Annotated in this window: 10 protein-coding genes and 2 pseudogenes; 7 read left to right on the top strand and 5 right to left on the bottom strand. The window is 71.7% G+C overall.

The annotated features are described in order from the left end of the window. Window positions 1-2: 2 nt before the first annotated feature. The 7 genes and pseudogenes from JHN63_RS11730 to JHN63_RS11700 form a co-directional block, all read left to right on the top strand. Window positions 3-485: pseudogene (locus JHN63_RS11730) on the top strand (GH36 C-terminal domain-containing protein); the annotation flags it as partial. 51 nt (window positions 486-536) lie between these two features. Then, a complete protein-coding gene (locus tag JHN63_RS11725; protein WP_200679464.1) occupies window positions 537-1,310 on the top strand; it encodes an SDR family NAD(P)-dependent oxidoreductase in 774 nt (257 codons plus the stop codon). 34 nt (window positions 1,311-1,344) lie between these two features. Continuing rightward, window positions 1,345-2,115, top strand: coding sequence for a FadR/GntR family transcriptional regulator (locus JHN63_RS11720; protein ID WP_200679462.1), 771 nt, complete (start codon window positions 1,345-1,347; stop codon window positions 2,113-2,115). Continuing rightward, a pseudogene (dgoD, locus tag JHN63_RS11715) lies at window positions 2,112-3,258 on the top strand (galactonate dehydratase). Before JHN63_RS11720 ends, dgoD begins: the two are co-directional and overlap by 4 nt. Next, complete coding sequence (locus tag JHN63_RS11710) at window positions 3,255-4,073, top strand: hypothetical protein (protein ID WP_200679460.1); 819 nt, start codon at window positions 3,255-3,257, stop codon at window positions 4,071-4,073. The pseudogene dgoD and the gene JHN63_RS11710 overlap by 4 nt, the downstream one beginning before the upstream one ends. A 30-nt stretch (window positions 4,074-4,103) precedes the next feature. Then, a complete protein-coding gene (locus JHN63_RS11705) occupies window positions 4,104-4,763 on the top strand; it encodes a bifunctional 4-hydroxy-2-oxoglutarate aldolase/2-dehydro-3-deoxy-phosphogluconate aldolase (RefSeq protein ID WP_200679458.1) in 660 nt (219 codons plus the stop codon). Further along, window positions 4,760-5,749 (top strand): sugar kinase, encoded by a 990-nt coding sequence (locus tag JHN63_RS11700; protein ID WP_200679457.1) that lies wholly within the window; start codon window positions 4,760-4,762, stop codon window positions 5,747-5,749. Before JHN63_RS11705 ends, JHN63_RS11700 begins: the two co-directional genes overlap by 4 nt. A 29-nt stretch (window positions 5,750-5,778) precedes the next feature. On the opposite strand, the gene JHN63_RS11695 is transcribed toward JHN63_RS11700, so the two are convergent. The 5 genes from JHN63_RS11695 to JHN63_RS11675 all read right to left on the bottom strand — a co-directional run bounded on the left by JHN63_RS11695 (window position 5,779) and on the right by JHN63_RS11675 (window position 15,263). Next, entirely contained in the window at window positions 5,779-7,503 is a 1,725-nt protein-coding gene (locus tag JHN63_RS11695) for an MOSC and FAD-binding oxidoreductase domain-containing protein (RefSeq protein ID WP_200679456.1), read from the bottom strand. A 121-nt stretch (window positions 7,504-7,624) separates the two neighbouring features. Beyond that, a complete protein-coding gene (locus JHN63_RS11690; protein WP_200679455.1) occupies window positions 7,625-10,606 on the bottom strand; it encodes a glycoside hydrolase family 2 TIM barrel-domain containing protein in 2,982 nt (993 codons plus the stop codon). A gap of 57 nt (window positions 10,607-10,663) precedes the next feature. After that, on the bottom strand, window positions 10,664-13,402 hold the full coding sequence (locus JHN63_RS11685; RefSeq protein ID WP_200679454.1) for a glycoside hydrolase family 38 C-terminal domain-containing protein: 2,739 nt from the start codon (window positions 13,400-13,402) through the stop codon (window positions 10,664-10,666). 29 nt (window positions 13,403-13,431) lie between these two features. Next, a complete protein-coding gene (locus tag JHN63_RS11680; protein WP_200679531.1) occupies window positions 13,432-14,289 on the bottom strand; it encodes a carbohydrate ABC transporter permease in 858 nt (285 codons plus the stop codon). A gap of 26 nt (window positions 14,290-14,315) precedes the next feature. After that, window positions 14,316-15,263 (bottom strand): carbohydrate ABC transporter permease, encoded by a 948-nt coding sequence (locus JHN63_RS11675; protein ID WP_200679453.1) that lies wholly within the window; start codon window positions 15,261-15,263, stop codon window positions 14,316-14,318. Window positions 15,264-15,266 lie beyond the last annotated feature (3 nt).

Genomic DNA, 15,266 nt, shown 5'->3' with positions numbered 1-15,266 from the left:
TAGCCCCCTCTTCCTGGGTCACCGACGCGCCCGGAGTCTTCGATCCGCGTCCGCGCAGTCTCGCCTTCCGCTTCGTCAACGCCCTGTGCGGAGTGCTGGGCATCGGCGCCGACCTGCGTACCTGGACGCCGGAGCGGCGGGCCGAGGCCGCCGAGTGGATCGCCCGGTACAAGGAGGTGCGGGATGTGATCCACCATGGTGAGGCGCGGCTCCTCGGCACACCGGAGGAGCCGAGCTGTGGGGTGCAGTACGACGCCGGGGACCGTACCGTCGTGGCCGCGCTGAGCACCGGGCGGCTCGACGGCGCGCCGCTCGTGCCGGGGCGTCCGGCCCGGCTGCGGTTGCGGGGCCTCGAACCGGCGGCCCGCTACCGGGACACGGCGAGCGGGACGTCGTACGGCGGAGCGCATCTGCTGCACTACGGTCTGCCGTTCGCCTGGAGTGCCGATCATGACGCGGACCTGGTCGTGCTCGTGCGCGAGTGAGCCCCTTATGTTTCCAGCAAGCCCTGACGCGCGAAGGAGTCGAACCCCACGATGGACCAGCCCGTACGACGGCACGGCACCCGCTTCACCGGGCGCACGGCCGTGATCACCGGAGCGGCTTCGGGAATCGGCGCCGCCACGGCCGTACGCCTCGCCGAGGAGGGTGCCGCCGTCGTGCTCGCCGACATCGCCGAGGAGCGGGGCGAGGCGGTGGCGGAGCGGATCGGGAAGGTTGGCGGGCGGGCCCGGTTCGTGGCCGCCGATGTCGCGACCGAGGACGACTGGGCGCGCATCGTCGGCGCCGCGCACGCCTTCGGGCCCGTCGACGTCCTCGTCAGCAACGCGTTCACCGTCGACGTCACGCCCGCGCACGCGATGACCCTGCCGTCCTGGCAGCGGCAGCTCGACGTCAATCTGACCGGCAGCTTCCTCGGCTTCCGGGCGGTCCTGCCCGATCTGGAGGAGCGCCGGGGCGCCGTGGTGCTGACCTCGTCCGTGCACGCGCACAAGGGCATTCCCGGGCATCCCGCCTATGCCGCCGCCAAGGGCGCGCTGCTCTCCCTGTGCGGCCAACTCGCCGTCGAATACGGGCCTGTTGTGCGGGTCAACGCCGTCGTACCGGGACCGATACTGACCGCGGCCTGGGACCGGGTACCGCCCGAGGAGAGGGAACGCAGCATCGCCGAGACGGCCCTGCGTCGCTTCGGCTCACCCGAGGAAGTGGCCGCGGCCATCGCGTTCCTCAGCGCCGACGAAGCCGCCTTCATCACCGGGACGAGTCTCGTGGTGGACGGCGGCTGGAGCGTCGTCAAGGCCTCCGCATGACCACGCTCCCCAACCAGCAGAAAGGCTGTACGACATGACGCCCTATGCCCGACGCGGCGTCCACGGCCAGACCGTGGAAGTCCTCGCCCGCCGCATCCTGGGCGGCGAGATCGCCGAAGGGGCCACGCTCGATCTCGTGGCGCTGCAGAGCGAGTTGGACGTGAGCCTGACCGCGCTGCGCGAGTCGCTGAAGGTGCTCGCGGCCAAGGGGATGGTCGACGCCCGGCAGCGCCGCGGCACCTTCGTGCGCCCCCGCGCCGAGTGGAACCTGCTCGACGCCGACGTGCTGCGCTGGCAGTTCGAGGGCGCGTCCACCTCCGAGTCCGACCGGGCGCTGCTGCACAACCTCGCCGAGGTCCGCGCCATCATCGAACCCGCCGCCGTACGGCTGGCCGCGCAGCGCCGCACCGACGCGGACCTGGTCGCCCTGGACGGCGCCCTCGACGCGATGGGGGAGGAGGGCGGCGACGCCGCCCACGCCGTCGAGGCCGACCTCGCCTTCCACCGCGCCCTGCTCGCCGCCACCCACAACGAACTCCTCGAACGCATGGAGATGGTGATCGAGTCCGGCCTCGCCCACCGCGACCGCATCGTGCACAGCGCCCCGCACAGCGAGGACCCCGTCCCGGCCCACCGCGCCGTACTGGACGCCGTACGCGAGCGGGACCCGCAGGCCGCCGAGGCCGCGATGCGCGCCCTGCTCGACCAGGCCGGCCGCGACCTGGACCGCCTCGACGACGCCGAGGACTCCGCAACGGACTCCACGGCGGACTCCGAAGAAACGGAAGGCTCCCGGTCTCAGTGAAGATCACCCGTGTCGAGACCTTCCTCGTCCCGCCCCGCTGGCTGTTCTGCCGTGTCGAGACCGACGACGGGGTGATCGGCTGGGGCGAACCGGTCGTCGAAGGACGCGCCGAGGTCGTCCGCGCCGCCGTCGACGTCCTGGCCGAACACCTCGTGGGCCAGGACCCGTTGCGGATCGAGGACCACTGGCAGGTCATGTCCAAGGGCGGCTTCTACCGGGGCGGCCCGATCCTCTCCAGCGCCGTCGCCGGCCTCGACCAGGCCTTGTGGGACATCGCCGGGAAGACGTACGGCGCCCCCCGTGCACGCCCTGCTCGGCGGTCCCGTGCGCGACCGCGTCCGGGTCTACGCCTGGGTCGGCGGCGACGAACCCGCCCAGCTCCGCGAACAGATAGCCGCCCAGGTCGAGGCGGGTTTCAGCGCGGTGAAGATGAACGCCGCCGGAGCGACCTCACCGATCCCCACCCCCGCCGGGACCGCCGCGATCGTCGCCCGCGTGGCCGCCGCCCGCGAGGCACTCGGCCCGGACCGCGATGTCGCCGTCGACTGCCACGGCCGCTTCACCGCCCCCGCCGCCCGCCGCGTCCTGGCCGAACTCGCCCCGCTGCACCCGCTGTTCGTCGAGGAACCCGTCCTGCCCGAGCACGGCCATCTGCTGGCGAGCCTGGTCGAGTCGAGCCCGATCCCCCTCGCCACCGGTGAACGCCTTTACGGACGCGCCGAGTTCCTCCCCCCGCTCACCGCGGGCATCGCCGTCGTCCAGCCCGACCTGTCCCACGCCGGAGGCATCTCGGAGGTACGCCGCATCGCCTCCCTCGCGGAGGCCTACGGCGCCCAGCTCGCCCCGCACTGCCCGCTCGGCCCGATCGCGCTCGCGGCCAGCCTCCAGGTCGCCTTCGCCACCCCCAACTTCCTCATCCAGGAGCAGAGTCGGGGCATCCACTACAACAAGGACGCCGATCTGCTGTCCTACCTCGTCGACCCGGCGCCGTTCCGGTTCGTCGACGGGCATGCCGTGCGCGGTGACGCCCCCGGCCTCGGCATCACGATCGACGAAACCGCCGTACGCGCCGCCGACCGCACCGGTCACGCCTGGCGCAACCCCGTGTGGCGGCACCCCGACGGCTCCTTCGCGGAGTGGTGACCGTGCCGTTGGACATCGTTATCGACCGTGCGCACGGCGGGCGTTGGACCTCCATGCGGGCGGCGGGGCGCGAATGGCTGTGGAGACGTGAGGCACCGGAGCGGGAGAAGGCCGTACCGGGGGACGCCTTCGCGGACGCGGGCGGACTGGAGGAGTGCGTCCCCACGGTCCGGGGCATCCCGGATCACGGTGACGCCTGGTCGCGGCTCTGGGCGAGGGAGGCGGGCGCGGATGTCCTTCGCTGCGACCGCTTCGGCCTGACGCGCACGGTGCGTGCCATCACCGACGGAGCCGTGGCCGACTACGTCCTGACGGCCGACCCGGGCTTCCGCTTCGTCTGGGCCGCGCACGCCCTGCTCGACCTCTCCGACCGTGCGCTCGTGCACATCGACGGCGGAGCCCGCACCCGGCTCTTTCCCGAGGCGACGCCGCTGCTGGACAGGGAGTGGCCGACAGATGCCCCTTGGGTGGAAGGCGACTGGCCCGCGCCGTGCGGGCTGCGCCTGGACCGCTTCGGGCCCGACGACGGCACCGCCGTAGGAGCCGTCGTGGACGCTGCCCAGTGCTGCGTCCACGACCGGGCCGACCGGCTCTCGTTCGCCCTCGAGGCCGACGGGCAGCCCCTGTCCATCGCGCTCTGGCGCAACCTGGGCGGCTATCCCGCCCCGCACCCCTACCGCAGCACGGGCGTCGAACCGATGCTCGGCCGCGTCTTCGACCTCGCCGAAGCGGGCCCCGGTGATGCCGCCCGGGTACCCGCGTCGGGCGAGACACGGTGGCGGCTGACGCTGACCACGCACTGCCGCTGTGCCTGAACCGACCTGTACAGGAAGGGAATTCGTCACATGGATCTCCGAGCGGCCCTGGCCGCCCACCGCCTTGTCGCCGTCGTCCGCGGCACCGATCCCGAAGCCTCCGTGCGCACCGTCCTCACCCTCGCCGAAGAGGGCGTCGAACTCATCGAGGTGTCCCTGACCGGCGCTGACGCCCTCTCCGTCATCGAGCGCGCCCGCAAGGAACTCGGCCCCGACCGGCCGCTCGGCGCCGGTACCGTCCTCACCGTCGAGGACGCCCGCGCCGCCCGGCGGGCCGGTGCCGACTTCGCCGTCACCCCCGCACTGGGCGACGGCATCCGTGAGGCCAACCGGCTCGAACTGCCGGTGCTGGCCGGGGTGTTGACCCCGACCGAGATCCTCGCCGCACGCTCCTTCGGTGCCGCCGCGCTGAAGATCTTCCCGGCCGCCGAAGCGGGCGGACCCGCGTATCTGAAGGCGCTGCGCGGCCCGTTCCCGCACGAGGTGTTCGTGCCGGTGGGCGGTGTCGACGCGGTGGCCGCCCGGGCGTACCTGGACGCCGGAGCGACCGCCGTCGGCGTCGGCTCACCGCTGGTCGGCGACGCGGCCGACGGCGGCGACCTGACCGCGCTGCGCGACCGGGCCCGCGCCTTCCTCGCCGTCGTACGAACCGGCGTACGGAACACGGCGTCCGACGGGGAGGCGTCATGAGCAACGGCTGGCAGCCGCCCGAAGGCCCGGTCGTGTGCATCGGGGAGACCATGGCGGCGCTGGCGCCCGCTCCGTCCTCGTCGCTGGAGAGCGCCGACGATCTGCGGGTGTCGGTGGCCGGGGCCGAGTCGAACGTGGCCATGTATCTGGCGGATCTGGGGGTCCCCGTCTCCTGGCTCTCGGCCGTGGGCGACGACCCGCTCGGGCGGCGTGTGCTCGCGGAGGTGGGCGCGGCCGGTGTCGATGTCAGCGGGGTGCGCCGCGATCCGGAGCGGCCGACGGGTCTGCTGGTGAAGGAGCCGGACGGTTCGCGGACCCGCGTCCACTACTACCGCGGCAACTCGGCGGCTTCCGCGATGGGCCCCGACGTACTCGACGACGACAGGCTGGGATCGGCCTCCGTCCTCCATCTCACCGGTGTGACACCGGCGTTGTCCCCGTCCTGCCTGAGCCTGGTCGCCGAGGCACTCGCCGTGCCGGCCGGTGAACGGCCGTACGCCATCAGCTTCGACGTCAACCACCGCCCCGCGCTGTGGCCGCCCGGCAGGGCCGCCACCGTGCTGCGCGATCTCGCCGACCGGGCCGACATCACCTTCGTGGGCCTCGACGAGGCGCGGGATCTCTGGGGCGCTGACCTCGAGCCGGCGGACGTACGGGGGCTGTTGCCACGTCCGCGGCTCCTCGTCGTCAAGGACGGCGGCCGTTCGGCCATCGCCTTCGGCGACGAGGGCATTCGGATCGTGCCCGCGCTGGACACGGACGTGGTGGAACCCGTGGGCGCGGGCGACGCGTTCGCCGCCGGAGTCCTGGCCGGGCTGCTGCGGGGCGAGGGCATGGAGCGGGCGCTGCGGCTGGGGCACATCACGGCGACTTCGGCACTCAAGGTGACCGCCGATCACGGCCCGCTGCCGGACAGCGCCCGGATCGAGCGGCTCCTTGAGCTGCCGACGCACGAATGGGCGGCGGGGGCAGGGCAGTTGACCTAGTCGGGCGAGGCGCGGGCGACGCGTCGGACTCACATGTCCAGGACGATGTCCGTGTCCGGGCGGGCGCAGCAGATCAGGATCTCGCCCTCGGCCGGTGGCTCCAGCGGATCGGGGGAGTAGGCGATCGTGCCCGACAACAGGGGCGTGACGCACGTGTGGCAGACGCCCGTGCGGCAGCTCCAGCGGGTGGGTACGTCGCAGGCGTCGGCGAGTTCGAGCACACTGCGGTCGCCGTCGTCGAACGGTACGGCGATACCGCTGCGCGCGAAGGTCACCAGCGGGCCCGTTCCAGGCGGGCCCGGTGGCCGGTGAGGCGCCCGGGCGGGACGGTCGGTGAGGCCGGGGTTGATGGCGTCCAGGGTTCCGAACAGCTCGGTGTGGATGTGCGCCGGGTCGAGGCCGGCCTCGGTGAGGGCCTGCCGCATGTCGGCCATGAAGGGGGCCGGGCCGCAGATGTACGCGGTCGCGTCGGCCGGGACCGACAGCGCGAGCAGGCGCTCCCTCGTGAGGCGGCCCGGGGCGGCGTGGGCGCGCTGCCGTTCCTCGGGCGTGGCCGCGCTATAGAACACGTGTTCCTGCGCGTCCGGCAGCGCGGCGAGCAGCTCGTGTGCCTCGGCCGCGAGGGGGTGTTCCCGGGGACCGCGCGCGCCGTGGATCCACCAGACCGCACGCTTGCTGCCCTGCGCCGCGAGCGCGTGCAACATGGACAGCACCGGCGTGAGACCGATGCCGGCGGAGATGAGGAGCACCGGTCCGCTGCCCTCGGCGTACACGAACTCCCCACGGGGCGCGGCGACTTCGAGAACGGCGCCGGGCCGTAGCCGCGTGGTCAGATAGCCGCTCGCGGTGCCGTGGGGCTCGTGTTTGACGCTGATCCGGTAGCTGCCGGCGTCGGGTGCGGCGGACAGCGAGTAGCTGCGCACGGGGGCGGGTCCGGTCGCCGTGGGAACGCGCAGGGTCAGGTACTGGCCCGCGCGGGCGGCCGGGAGCGGGGAGTCGTCCGGGGCGGTCAGCCGGATGGAGGTGACCGTCGTGGTCTCGGGGATCACGTCCGTCACCCGCAGAGTGCGGAAACCGGCCCAGGCCGGGCGGGCCGCGGGCTGCGGACCGTCGGCCGCGGCGAGCAGCTCACGGAACGAGCCCTGCCAGCCGGGGCTCAGCGCGGGGATGTCCAGGGCGAGGCGCAGCTGGGCGGGTTCGCGACCAGGGAGGTAGAGCAGCGCGTCGGTGGCGGCCACGCTCAGTTCGCCCGGACCGGTCCTGGTCCGTACGATCCGGTCGCCGGCCTGCACCCGGCCCTCCCGTACGACCCGCATGTAGAACCCGGGACGGTGATGGCTCACCAGCAGCGCGGCCAGCTCGGGGGCGCCGAAGCGCATGCCGACGCGATAGCAGGTGACACGCGGCTGGGTGACCTCGAACTCGGCCTCCCCGATGCGGTACCGGTCGCCGATGCACACCTCGTCGTCGAGCAGGCCGTCCACGGTGAGGTTCTCGCCGAACTGGCCGTAGCCGAGGTCGTCCCGGCCGAAGTGCCGCTGCCAGTGCCGGTACGACTGGATCTGGTAGACGAGCACGGCCCGCTGCTCGCCGCCGTGGCCCGCGGTGTCACCCTGGCCGTCGCCGTCGATGTTGAGCCGCCGGACCATGGCCGGGCCGATCACCGGGTATTTCCATACACCTGTGTAGACGGTCTTGCCCTGCCAGGGGACGTCCTTCGGCATGCCGACATTCACCGAGAGCAGGGTGGGCATCGGGAGCTCCTTCCCCTAGGGGGCGCCCGGTAAGGGGCGGCGCCCCGGGACGGCAGTCGTCCCCTCCCATACTGAGGGTGCGGTCCCCGCCGTGCGAGACCGCACCCTCAGAGGTGCCGACCTAGCGCGGTGCCGTGATCCGGAGCCTGATCGTCCGGGATTCCGGGCGCAGCGCGAACGCGGGCCACACGTCCGGACCGCAGGCCCGGGAGCCGAGCCCGTGCTGGGCGGCGTCGACGATGAGCCGGCTCGTCGTCGACGCCGGCAGCTCGAAGGGGTGCCCGGCCCGGGCGATCTCCTGCGGGGTGTGGCGGCCGAGCGTGAAGCCGGGGCGGCGCCCGTGCGTGTCGGGGAGCGCCACGATGTGCAGCACTTCGGTGTCGCCGCTGGTCAGCGCCAGTCGGCGCAGTTCGGAACGATGACCGGTCTCCTGCGGTCGCGCGTAGTCGACCGAGAGGTCACCCACGGTGGACGCGAAACGGCCGGTACGGGCCGCCCGGATGCTGTCGGGGTAGGACTCCAGCGGGCCCAGGCCGAACCACTCGGCGCCGTCGACCGGGGCCGTGCCGTCGGGCAGATCGAAGAGGACCCCGATCCGCGGCCACACCGTCCGCCAGCCGTGCGAGGGCTGGATCTCCACCCGCAGCTCCACCTCGCCGTCGCTCTCCCGCGTCCAGACGGACTCCACCAGCACCGACAGTCCCGAGTCGGCGGCCGCGACCTTGTCGACCGTGCGCAGCGCGTCCGCGCTCTGCTCCACGGACACCCGGCGCGAGGTCAGCCGGTCGAGTCCGTCGCGCAGCCACAGCTCGGCGTTGGAGACTCCGTCGACGTTCGCGTCGCTCTCCTTGACGTCACCCCAGGCGCCCTTGTCGTTGTCGGTCGGCGCCCGGAACAGCTCCAACCGCGGCCCGGCCACTGCCCGTTCGCCGAGCCGTACGAGAGATCCGCCGGCGAACTCGGCGATACCGAGCGTGAGGGTTCCGTCGCCGGGCTGCCAGTCGAACCGGGCGCGGGCGGCGGGCACCGGACGGCGAACCGAACGGTCCAGCTGGGCGGTTGCGACGACATGACCCTCGGGTGCCCAGGCGGTCGCGGTCGCCAGCTCCGCGTCGATCGTCAGCCAGGTCTCGGCGTCCGGCGACACCGCGACCGGCCGCAGCGACACCCGGCTCGAGTCGCCCGCCGCGACGAGGGGGACCTCCAACACCCCTGATTCCACCGGCACTCCGTCGTGCTCGACCCGCCAGCGGAAGCGCAGGTCGGACGTGTCGGTCGTATGCCGGAGGTTGGTGACCGCGACCTTGTCGCCGTCGAAGGCGAACTGCACCGGCGCGACCACGGCCTTGAACTCGTGCAGGCTCGGCGTCGGCACGTCGTCGCTCAACACCATGCCGTCCATCACGAAGTTGCCGTCATGGACGACCTCTCCGAAGTCGCCGCCGTACGCGTAGTACGGCGTGCCGTCCGGGGTCGTGGCCAGGATGCCGTGGTCGCGCCACTCCCAGACGAAACCGCCGTGCAGGCGCGGATGTTCGTGCACCAGCGCCTCGTACTGGTCGAACGCGCCCGGTCCGTTGCCCATCGCGTGCGCGTACTCGCACAGCAGGAACGGCTTGGTGCGCTGCCGGGCGCCTTGCGCGGGCGTGCAGTTGAGCAGCGGGGCGCGGGAGCCGTCGGTGCCGATCTGTTCGGTCTCCAGCACGGACGCGTACATGCGGGAGTACACGTCGGTGTACTCGCCTGTGTAGTCGCCCTCGTAGTGCACGGGGCGTTCGGCGTCGCGGGCGTGCACCCACGCCGACATCGCGGCGAGGTTGCTGCCGGTGCCGGCCTCGTTGCCGAGCGACCAGATCACGATGCTGGGATGGTTCTTGTCCCGCTCGACCGTGCGCTGGATCCGGTCGAGGTACGCCTCGCGCCAGGCCGGGTCGTCACTGGGGTTGCCGATCCAGCCGACCTTGTCGAAGCCGTGCGTCTCCAGATCGCATTCGAGGATCACCCAGAAGCCGAGTTCGTCGGCGAGGTCGAGCAGCCGGGGGTGCGGCGGGTAGTGGCTGGTGCGGATCGCGTTCACGTTGAACCGCTTCATGAGGGCGAGGTCCTCGCGGGCGTGCGCCTCGTCGAAGACACGGCCGCGCTCGGGGTGGGTCTCGTGCCGGTTCACCCCGTGGAACACCACCCGGCGGCCGTTGACCAGGAACTGGTCCCCGCGGATCTCGACCGTGCGGAAACCCACCCGCAGGGTGATCGTCTCCGCAGCCGTCGACACCGTGGCGTCGTACAGGCGGGGCAGCTCGGCAGACCAGGGCTCCACCTCGGCGAGGTCCACGGGGGCCACGTCGTCCGGCGTCGCCCAGACCTGCTCGACGCCGAGCTCGGGGATGCGCAGGGTGACGGGGAACGCCGTGGCGTCGGCGACGACCTCGGCCTCGACCCGCCCGCGCCCGTGGTCGAAGCCCGTGCGCAGCCAGACGTCCTCGATACCCCCGGCCGGCCGGGCGACCAGGGTGACATCGCGGAAGATGCCCGGCAGCCACCACTGGTCCTGGTCCTCGACGTAACTGGCCGCCGACCACTGGTGCACCCGCACGGCGACGACGTTCTCGCCCGGTCGTACGGCGTCGGTCACATCGAATTCGTGGGCGAGCCGGCTGCCGCTCGCGCCGCCGATCCCGACGCCGTTGACCCACACGCGGAACAGCGACTCGACACCGTCGAAGCGCAGCACGACCCGCTCGGCGTCCGACCAGTCGGCGGGGACGTCGAAGGTGCGGCGGTAGTCGCCGGTCGGGTTCTCGTCCGGGACGTGCGGCGGGTCGATCGGGAACGGGAACTGGATGTTCGTGTAGATCGGGCGGCCGTACGCGCCATCGCCCTCCAGCACCCAGTGGGAGGGCACCGGAAGGCTGTCCCAGCCCTGGGCGTCGAAGCCCTCGGCCGTGAAGTCCTCCGCAGCCGTTGCCGTGGGGGACAGGCGGAACCGCCAAGACCCGTTCAGAGATAGGGACTTCGCGTCGGAGTGCAGCCACGAGCGCGCCGGGCGCAGGGCGCCACGGCCGGGTGCGAGGTCGGAAACATGGGGGGAGAACTCGGGAAGCACGAGGTCACAACGCTTTCGTGAGAGCAGAACGGGCGTATTGCATTCGATCATGGCGGCCTACCGGAGCACGAGGCTGTGGATCTCCCATGGACCGAGGGCGAGTTCGAGCTGGCCCTCGGCCCGGGAGCTGGAGATCGTCCGGCCCAGCAGATCGACGGTGGCGGCCTCGGTGAACGGCCCCGTCACCCGGACCGTCGTCGACGCGTCGTCGCTCATCGCGGTCAGCCGCACCTCGGTGCCGGATCCGTGCTCGTCGTCGGTGACACGGCGGACGGCCGAGACGAGGACGTCCTTCCCGTCGACCCGCAACCCGGCCGTGTCGGGCGGCAGTTGAGCCCCGGCGGGCGCGGTTCCCCGGGCGACCAGGACGTCGCCGCGGAACTCCTCCGCGAGCGCGACCGCGTGCGCGCCGCGCCAGCCGGTCGCGCTCGCCGAGGGGACGACGGCGAACCGGTTCTCGATCCGCATCCCGAGGTCCTGCGCACCGGGCACGGGGATCTCGCTCGCCGCCGGTTCGTCGCGCAGGGGGTGGATGTTGACACTGATCGAGCCGATCGCGCGCAGCAGCGTGATCGCGAGTTCGGAGCCGTCGCCGACCAGTTCGTACTCGCTTGAGTGGTCGAGCAGGACGGTGGCGGCACCGGCCGACACGAACGCGTCGGCCGGGAAGGTCGGCAGCGGAAACTCGCCCCAGCCGCCCTCGGCGGTCAACCCGCGCTCGGTGACCGCGAATTGACCGGCGGACGCGGAGCTCGTGACCGGCTCGGGCAGCGGTACGTGGAAGCGCAGCCGGTGGTCGGCGGACTGGTTGAGGAAGGACGTGGACACCCGCACGAACGGCTCGCCCGCGCGCACCTCCACGAGCGTCTCCACCAGCGTCGGCACGGTCCGCTCGCCGCGCACATCCCGGTCGGCGGAGAGCGCGGCCGGCCACGCGTAGACCCGGGTGACCCGCAGCCGCGCCCGCAACGGACCGTTCTCGACCGGCTCGACGGTGACCTCCGTCGGCTCCGACACGAGGAGGTCGTGAGCCGGAGGAGCGTAGTTGTAGCTGTCGCCCCGGTCCCCGCCGTCGACGAGCCGCCCGACTCCGTACAGCACGGTGCCGTCGGAGCCGGTGACGTCCAGGGTGCCGTCGGCGGCGACCGTGACCTCGACCAGCCCGTTGGAGAGGGTGCGGTCCGTCGCCGTAGCCGGAGCGTGCGACGGTACGGCGCCGTCGGCGCGGTCGCTCGGCCCGACCCGGAAGGACGCCAGCCCGGAGGCGGGGACGCGCACGGGCACGAGTGCGGTGGCCCGGGCCTCCTCCAGCGTCGACACCCGCCACTCACCCGGGTGATCGGCCGCCGCCGCGGCGACCTCGCGGCGCAGGATCAGCAGGTCGAAGGGGCCGCTGGTCGGCACCTCGGCGAGGTGGAAGACGAGGGCTCCGGGGGTGAGTTCGTAGTGGTCGATCTGGCGGCCGAAGAGTTCGCGGCGGTGGATGCGGCGCAGGACGCGTTCGAGCCGCGAGGCGTCCATGCGCTCGTCGCTGAGGACGGTCGGCGCCTGGGAGACCAACTGCACGGGGGCCGTGGACCCGTCGGGGGCGGTCGCGACGAGCGTGCTGCCCTCGGGCGGGGCCACGACGTCCACCTCGACCAGCGCCGAGCGGTCGAACGGCAGCGGGTTGGCGACCAGATGGCCGTCGCTCGGCACCCGGGCGGCGGGTCCGGTGAGCGCCGCGTCCCGTACGGCACGCGCCGTCTGCGCGGCTTCGGCGAGCCGTGCGGCGACCTGGTCGCAGGTCTCGTCGGTGCCGGAGCCGACCACCGAGTCGTGCGCCGTCGACTCGATGATCTTGTGCCAGGCGAGGTCCAGGAACGGCGAGTCGTCGCGCCAGGACCACAGTGCGTTCATGCGCTCGGCGTGGTCGATGGTGCGCTCCGCGAGCGCCATCCGCTGCTTGAGTCCGAGCCGAACCGAGAGCACGCCCGGGAGGATGTTGCCGCGCACATGACTGCGCAGCTCACCGGTGACGACGGCGGACACCTCGTCACGGACGTGCTTGCGGAGGTACTCGTCGAGGGTGGCGACGGTGATCGCCTGGCCCTCACCGGAGGCCCGCCGCAGCCAGGAGGCGAGGTGGGGATCGGGCGCGTTGTGGTCGGTGCCGGCCATCGCCAACACCGGGTCGCCGCCCCACCGTTCGGCCGTCATCTCCGCGTAGTCGCCCAGAGCGCGGCCGATCTGCTCGGGGATCAGGAGGACGTCGAGGCCGTTGTCGTAGCCGTCGAAGAGGAACTCGGTGCGCACCTGGGAGCCGTCCGGCGCCCGCCAGTCGAAGGCGTGGCCCGCGACGGAGCCGGGCACCCCGCGCCACAGCGCCGCGTGCTCGATGCCGGCGCGGGCCAGGATCTGCGGCATCTGCGCGATGTGGCCGAACATGTCGGGCAGATAGCCGATCGGCATCGCGCCGCCCAGCTCGGCCGCGGCCGCCCAACCCATGCGCAGATTACGGACGATGGTCTCGCCGGAGCAGAGGAACTCGTCGAGCAGGATCAGCCAGGGCCCGACCGCGAGCCGGCCCTCGGCGACCAGGGCCGCGACCCGGTCGCGGTTCTCCGGCCGCATCTCCAAGTAGTCCTCGATCGCGGCCATTTGGCCGTCGACGGTGAACCGGAAGTCCGGGTCCGTCTCCGCCGTCTCCAGCACGGTGTCGAGGGCGGCGACGAGCCGGTGCCGGAACACCTGGAAAGGCTCGTACCACTCCCGGTCCCAGTGGAAATGGGGCACGAAGACAGCGGAGTCGGTCATGGCGGGAGACACCTTCTGTGCGGGGACGGTCACTTGAGGGAACCGGCGGCGAGTCCGGTGCGCCAGAACCGCTGGAGCAGGATGAACAGGATGATCACGGGCACGATCGACACCAATGAGCCGGTGATGACGGACTCTTGAAGGAGCGGGGCGCGGGCGGTCTGGCCGTTCCACTCGTAGAGGCCGAGCGTGATCGGGAAGAGGGACTCCTTCTGCAGCATCACCATCGGCAGGAAGAAGTTGTTCCAGATGGCCACGAACTGGAACAGGAAGATCGTCACCAGCGACGGCGTCATCAGCTTGAACGCCACCGAGAAGAACGTGCGGAACTCACCGGCGCCGTCCAGCCGCGCCGACTCCAACAGCTCCTGCGGAACAGCCGCGTTGGCGAAGATGCGCGCGAGATAGACACCGAAGGGGCTGACGATGCTGGGCAGGAACACCGCGAAGTACGTGTTGACGATGCCCGTCGCCGAGAACAGCAGGAACAGCGGGAGCGCCAGAGCGGTGGTGGGGACCAGGACACCGCCGAGGATGACGGAGAACAGGAACTCCCGCCCACGGAACCGGAACTTGGCGAGCGCGTAGCCGCACAGCGCGGAGATCAGTGTTCCGACCGCCGCACCGAGTACCGCGTAGATCACGGTGTTGAGGGCCCAGCGGCCGAAGATGCCGTCGCTGCGGGTGAACAGGACCCGCAGGTTCTCGAACAGGTTGAAGTGCGAGAACGCCAGGCCGTTGGTGGCGGCGAGGTCGCCCTGCGGCTTGGTGGAGGCGACGATCAGGAAGTAGATCGGCAGCAGGAAGTAGATCGCCAGGAGCAGCATCAGGGCCATGGCGGCGGTGCGGCTGACCTGGCTCTCACGGTTCACGGAACGGTTGTTCATGGCTCGGTCGCTCACGGATCGCTTGTTCACAGGCCGGCCCTCTTCGACGTCAGTCGCATGAACCCGAAGCTCAGGACGAAGGTGATGACGGCGATGACCACGGAGATCGCCGCGGCCTGCTGGTAGTTGTTCCCGGAGGCCACCGCGTAGGCGAGCATGTTCGGCGTGAACGTGCTGGAGATGTTCGAGGAGATCTGCCGCAGCACGGCCGGCTCGGCGTAGAGCTGGAGCGTGCCGATGATCGAGAACACCGTGGTGAGGACGATCGACGGGGCGATGATCGGGACCTTGATCCGCCAGGCGATGGCCCAGTTGCTCGCGCCGTCGAGCTTGGCGGCCTCGTACAGCTCCTGCGGGATCGACTGGAGCGCCGAGAACATGATCAGCATGTTGTAGCCGGTCCACAGCCACGTGGAGATGTTCGCCGCCGACCACAGCACCGCGCCCGGCCCGAGGAAGTCGGGCTTGAGCCCGATGTCGTTCAACAGGTCGACGACGGGGCTGAGTTGGGGCGAGTAGAGGTACGACCACATGATCGCGGCGATGACACCGGGCACCGCGTACGGCATGAACGCGGCGATGCGGAACACGGACTTGAGCCGCAGCAGGGGAGTGTCGAGGAGCAGCGCGATGACCAGCGCCACGAAGAGCATCACCGGCACCTGCACGATGCCGAACAGGCCGATGCGCCCGATGCTGGACCAGAACTCGTCGTTCTGGAAGACCTTCCCGTACTGCTCGAAGCCGCCGAAGGTCGTGTACGAGGTGCCGTACTGACCGCCGGTGCGGCGCACGACGCGGACGCTCTGCCACAGCGCGTAGCCCACCGGCACCAGGTAGAACAGCACGAACGGAAGGAAGAAGGGGATCACGAACGCGAAGATGGTGCCCGCCCGGGGGCCGCCGCCGTTGAGACGGCGACGGCCCCCGGGCTTGGCCACCACGCGCGTCGCGCGGGGTGCGATGTCGGTCATCGT

This window comes from Streptomyces sp. MBT65 (genome assembly GCF_016612545.1).
GTDB lineage: Bacteria > Actinomycetota > Actinomycetes > Streptomycetales > Streptomycetaceae > Streptomyces.
Note: the sequence above shows the minus strand (reverse complement) of the source record. Positions and strands in the feature narration are given on the sequence as shown.

Coding starts and splice junctions, on each gene's coding strand:
- JHN63_RS11680 (WP_200679531.1), bottom strand. CDS start 14,289: ATGAACAACCGTTCCGTGAACCGTGAGAGCCAGGTCAGCCGCACCGCC.
- JHN63_RS11675 (WP_200679453.1), bottom strand. CDS start 15,263: ATGACCGACATCGCACCCCGCGCGACGCGCGTGGTGGCCAAGCCCGGG.
- JHN63_RS11705 (WP_200679458.1), top strand. CDS start 4,104: ATGGATCTCCGAGCGGCCCTGGCCGCCCACCGCCTTGTCGCCGTCGTC.
- JHN63_RS11685 (WP_200679454.1), bottom strand. CDS start 13,402: ATGACCGACTCCGCTGTCTTCGTGCCCCATTTCCACTGGGACCGGGAG.
- JHN63_RS11725 (WP_200679464.1), top strand. CDS start 537: ATGGACCAGCCCGTACGACGGCACGGCACCCGCTTCACCGGGCGCACG.
- JHN63_RS11695 (WP_200679456.1), bottom strand. CDS start 7,503: ATGCCCACCCTGCTCTCGGTGAATGTCGGCATGCCGAAGGACGTCCCC.
- JHN63_RS11700 (WP_200679457.1), top strand. CDS start 4,760: ATGAGCAACGGCTGGCAGCCGCCCGAAGGCCCGGTCGTGTGCATCGGG.
- JHN63_RS11720 (WP_200679462.1), top strand. CDS start 1,345: ATGACGCCCTATGCCCGACGCGGCGTCCACGGCCAGACCGTGGAAGTC.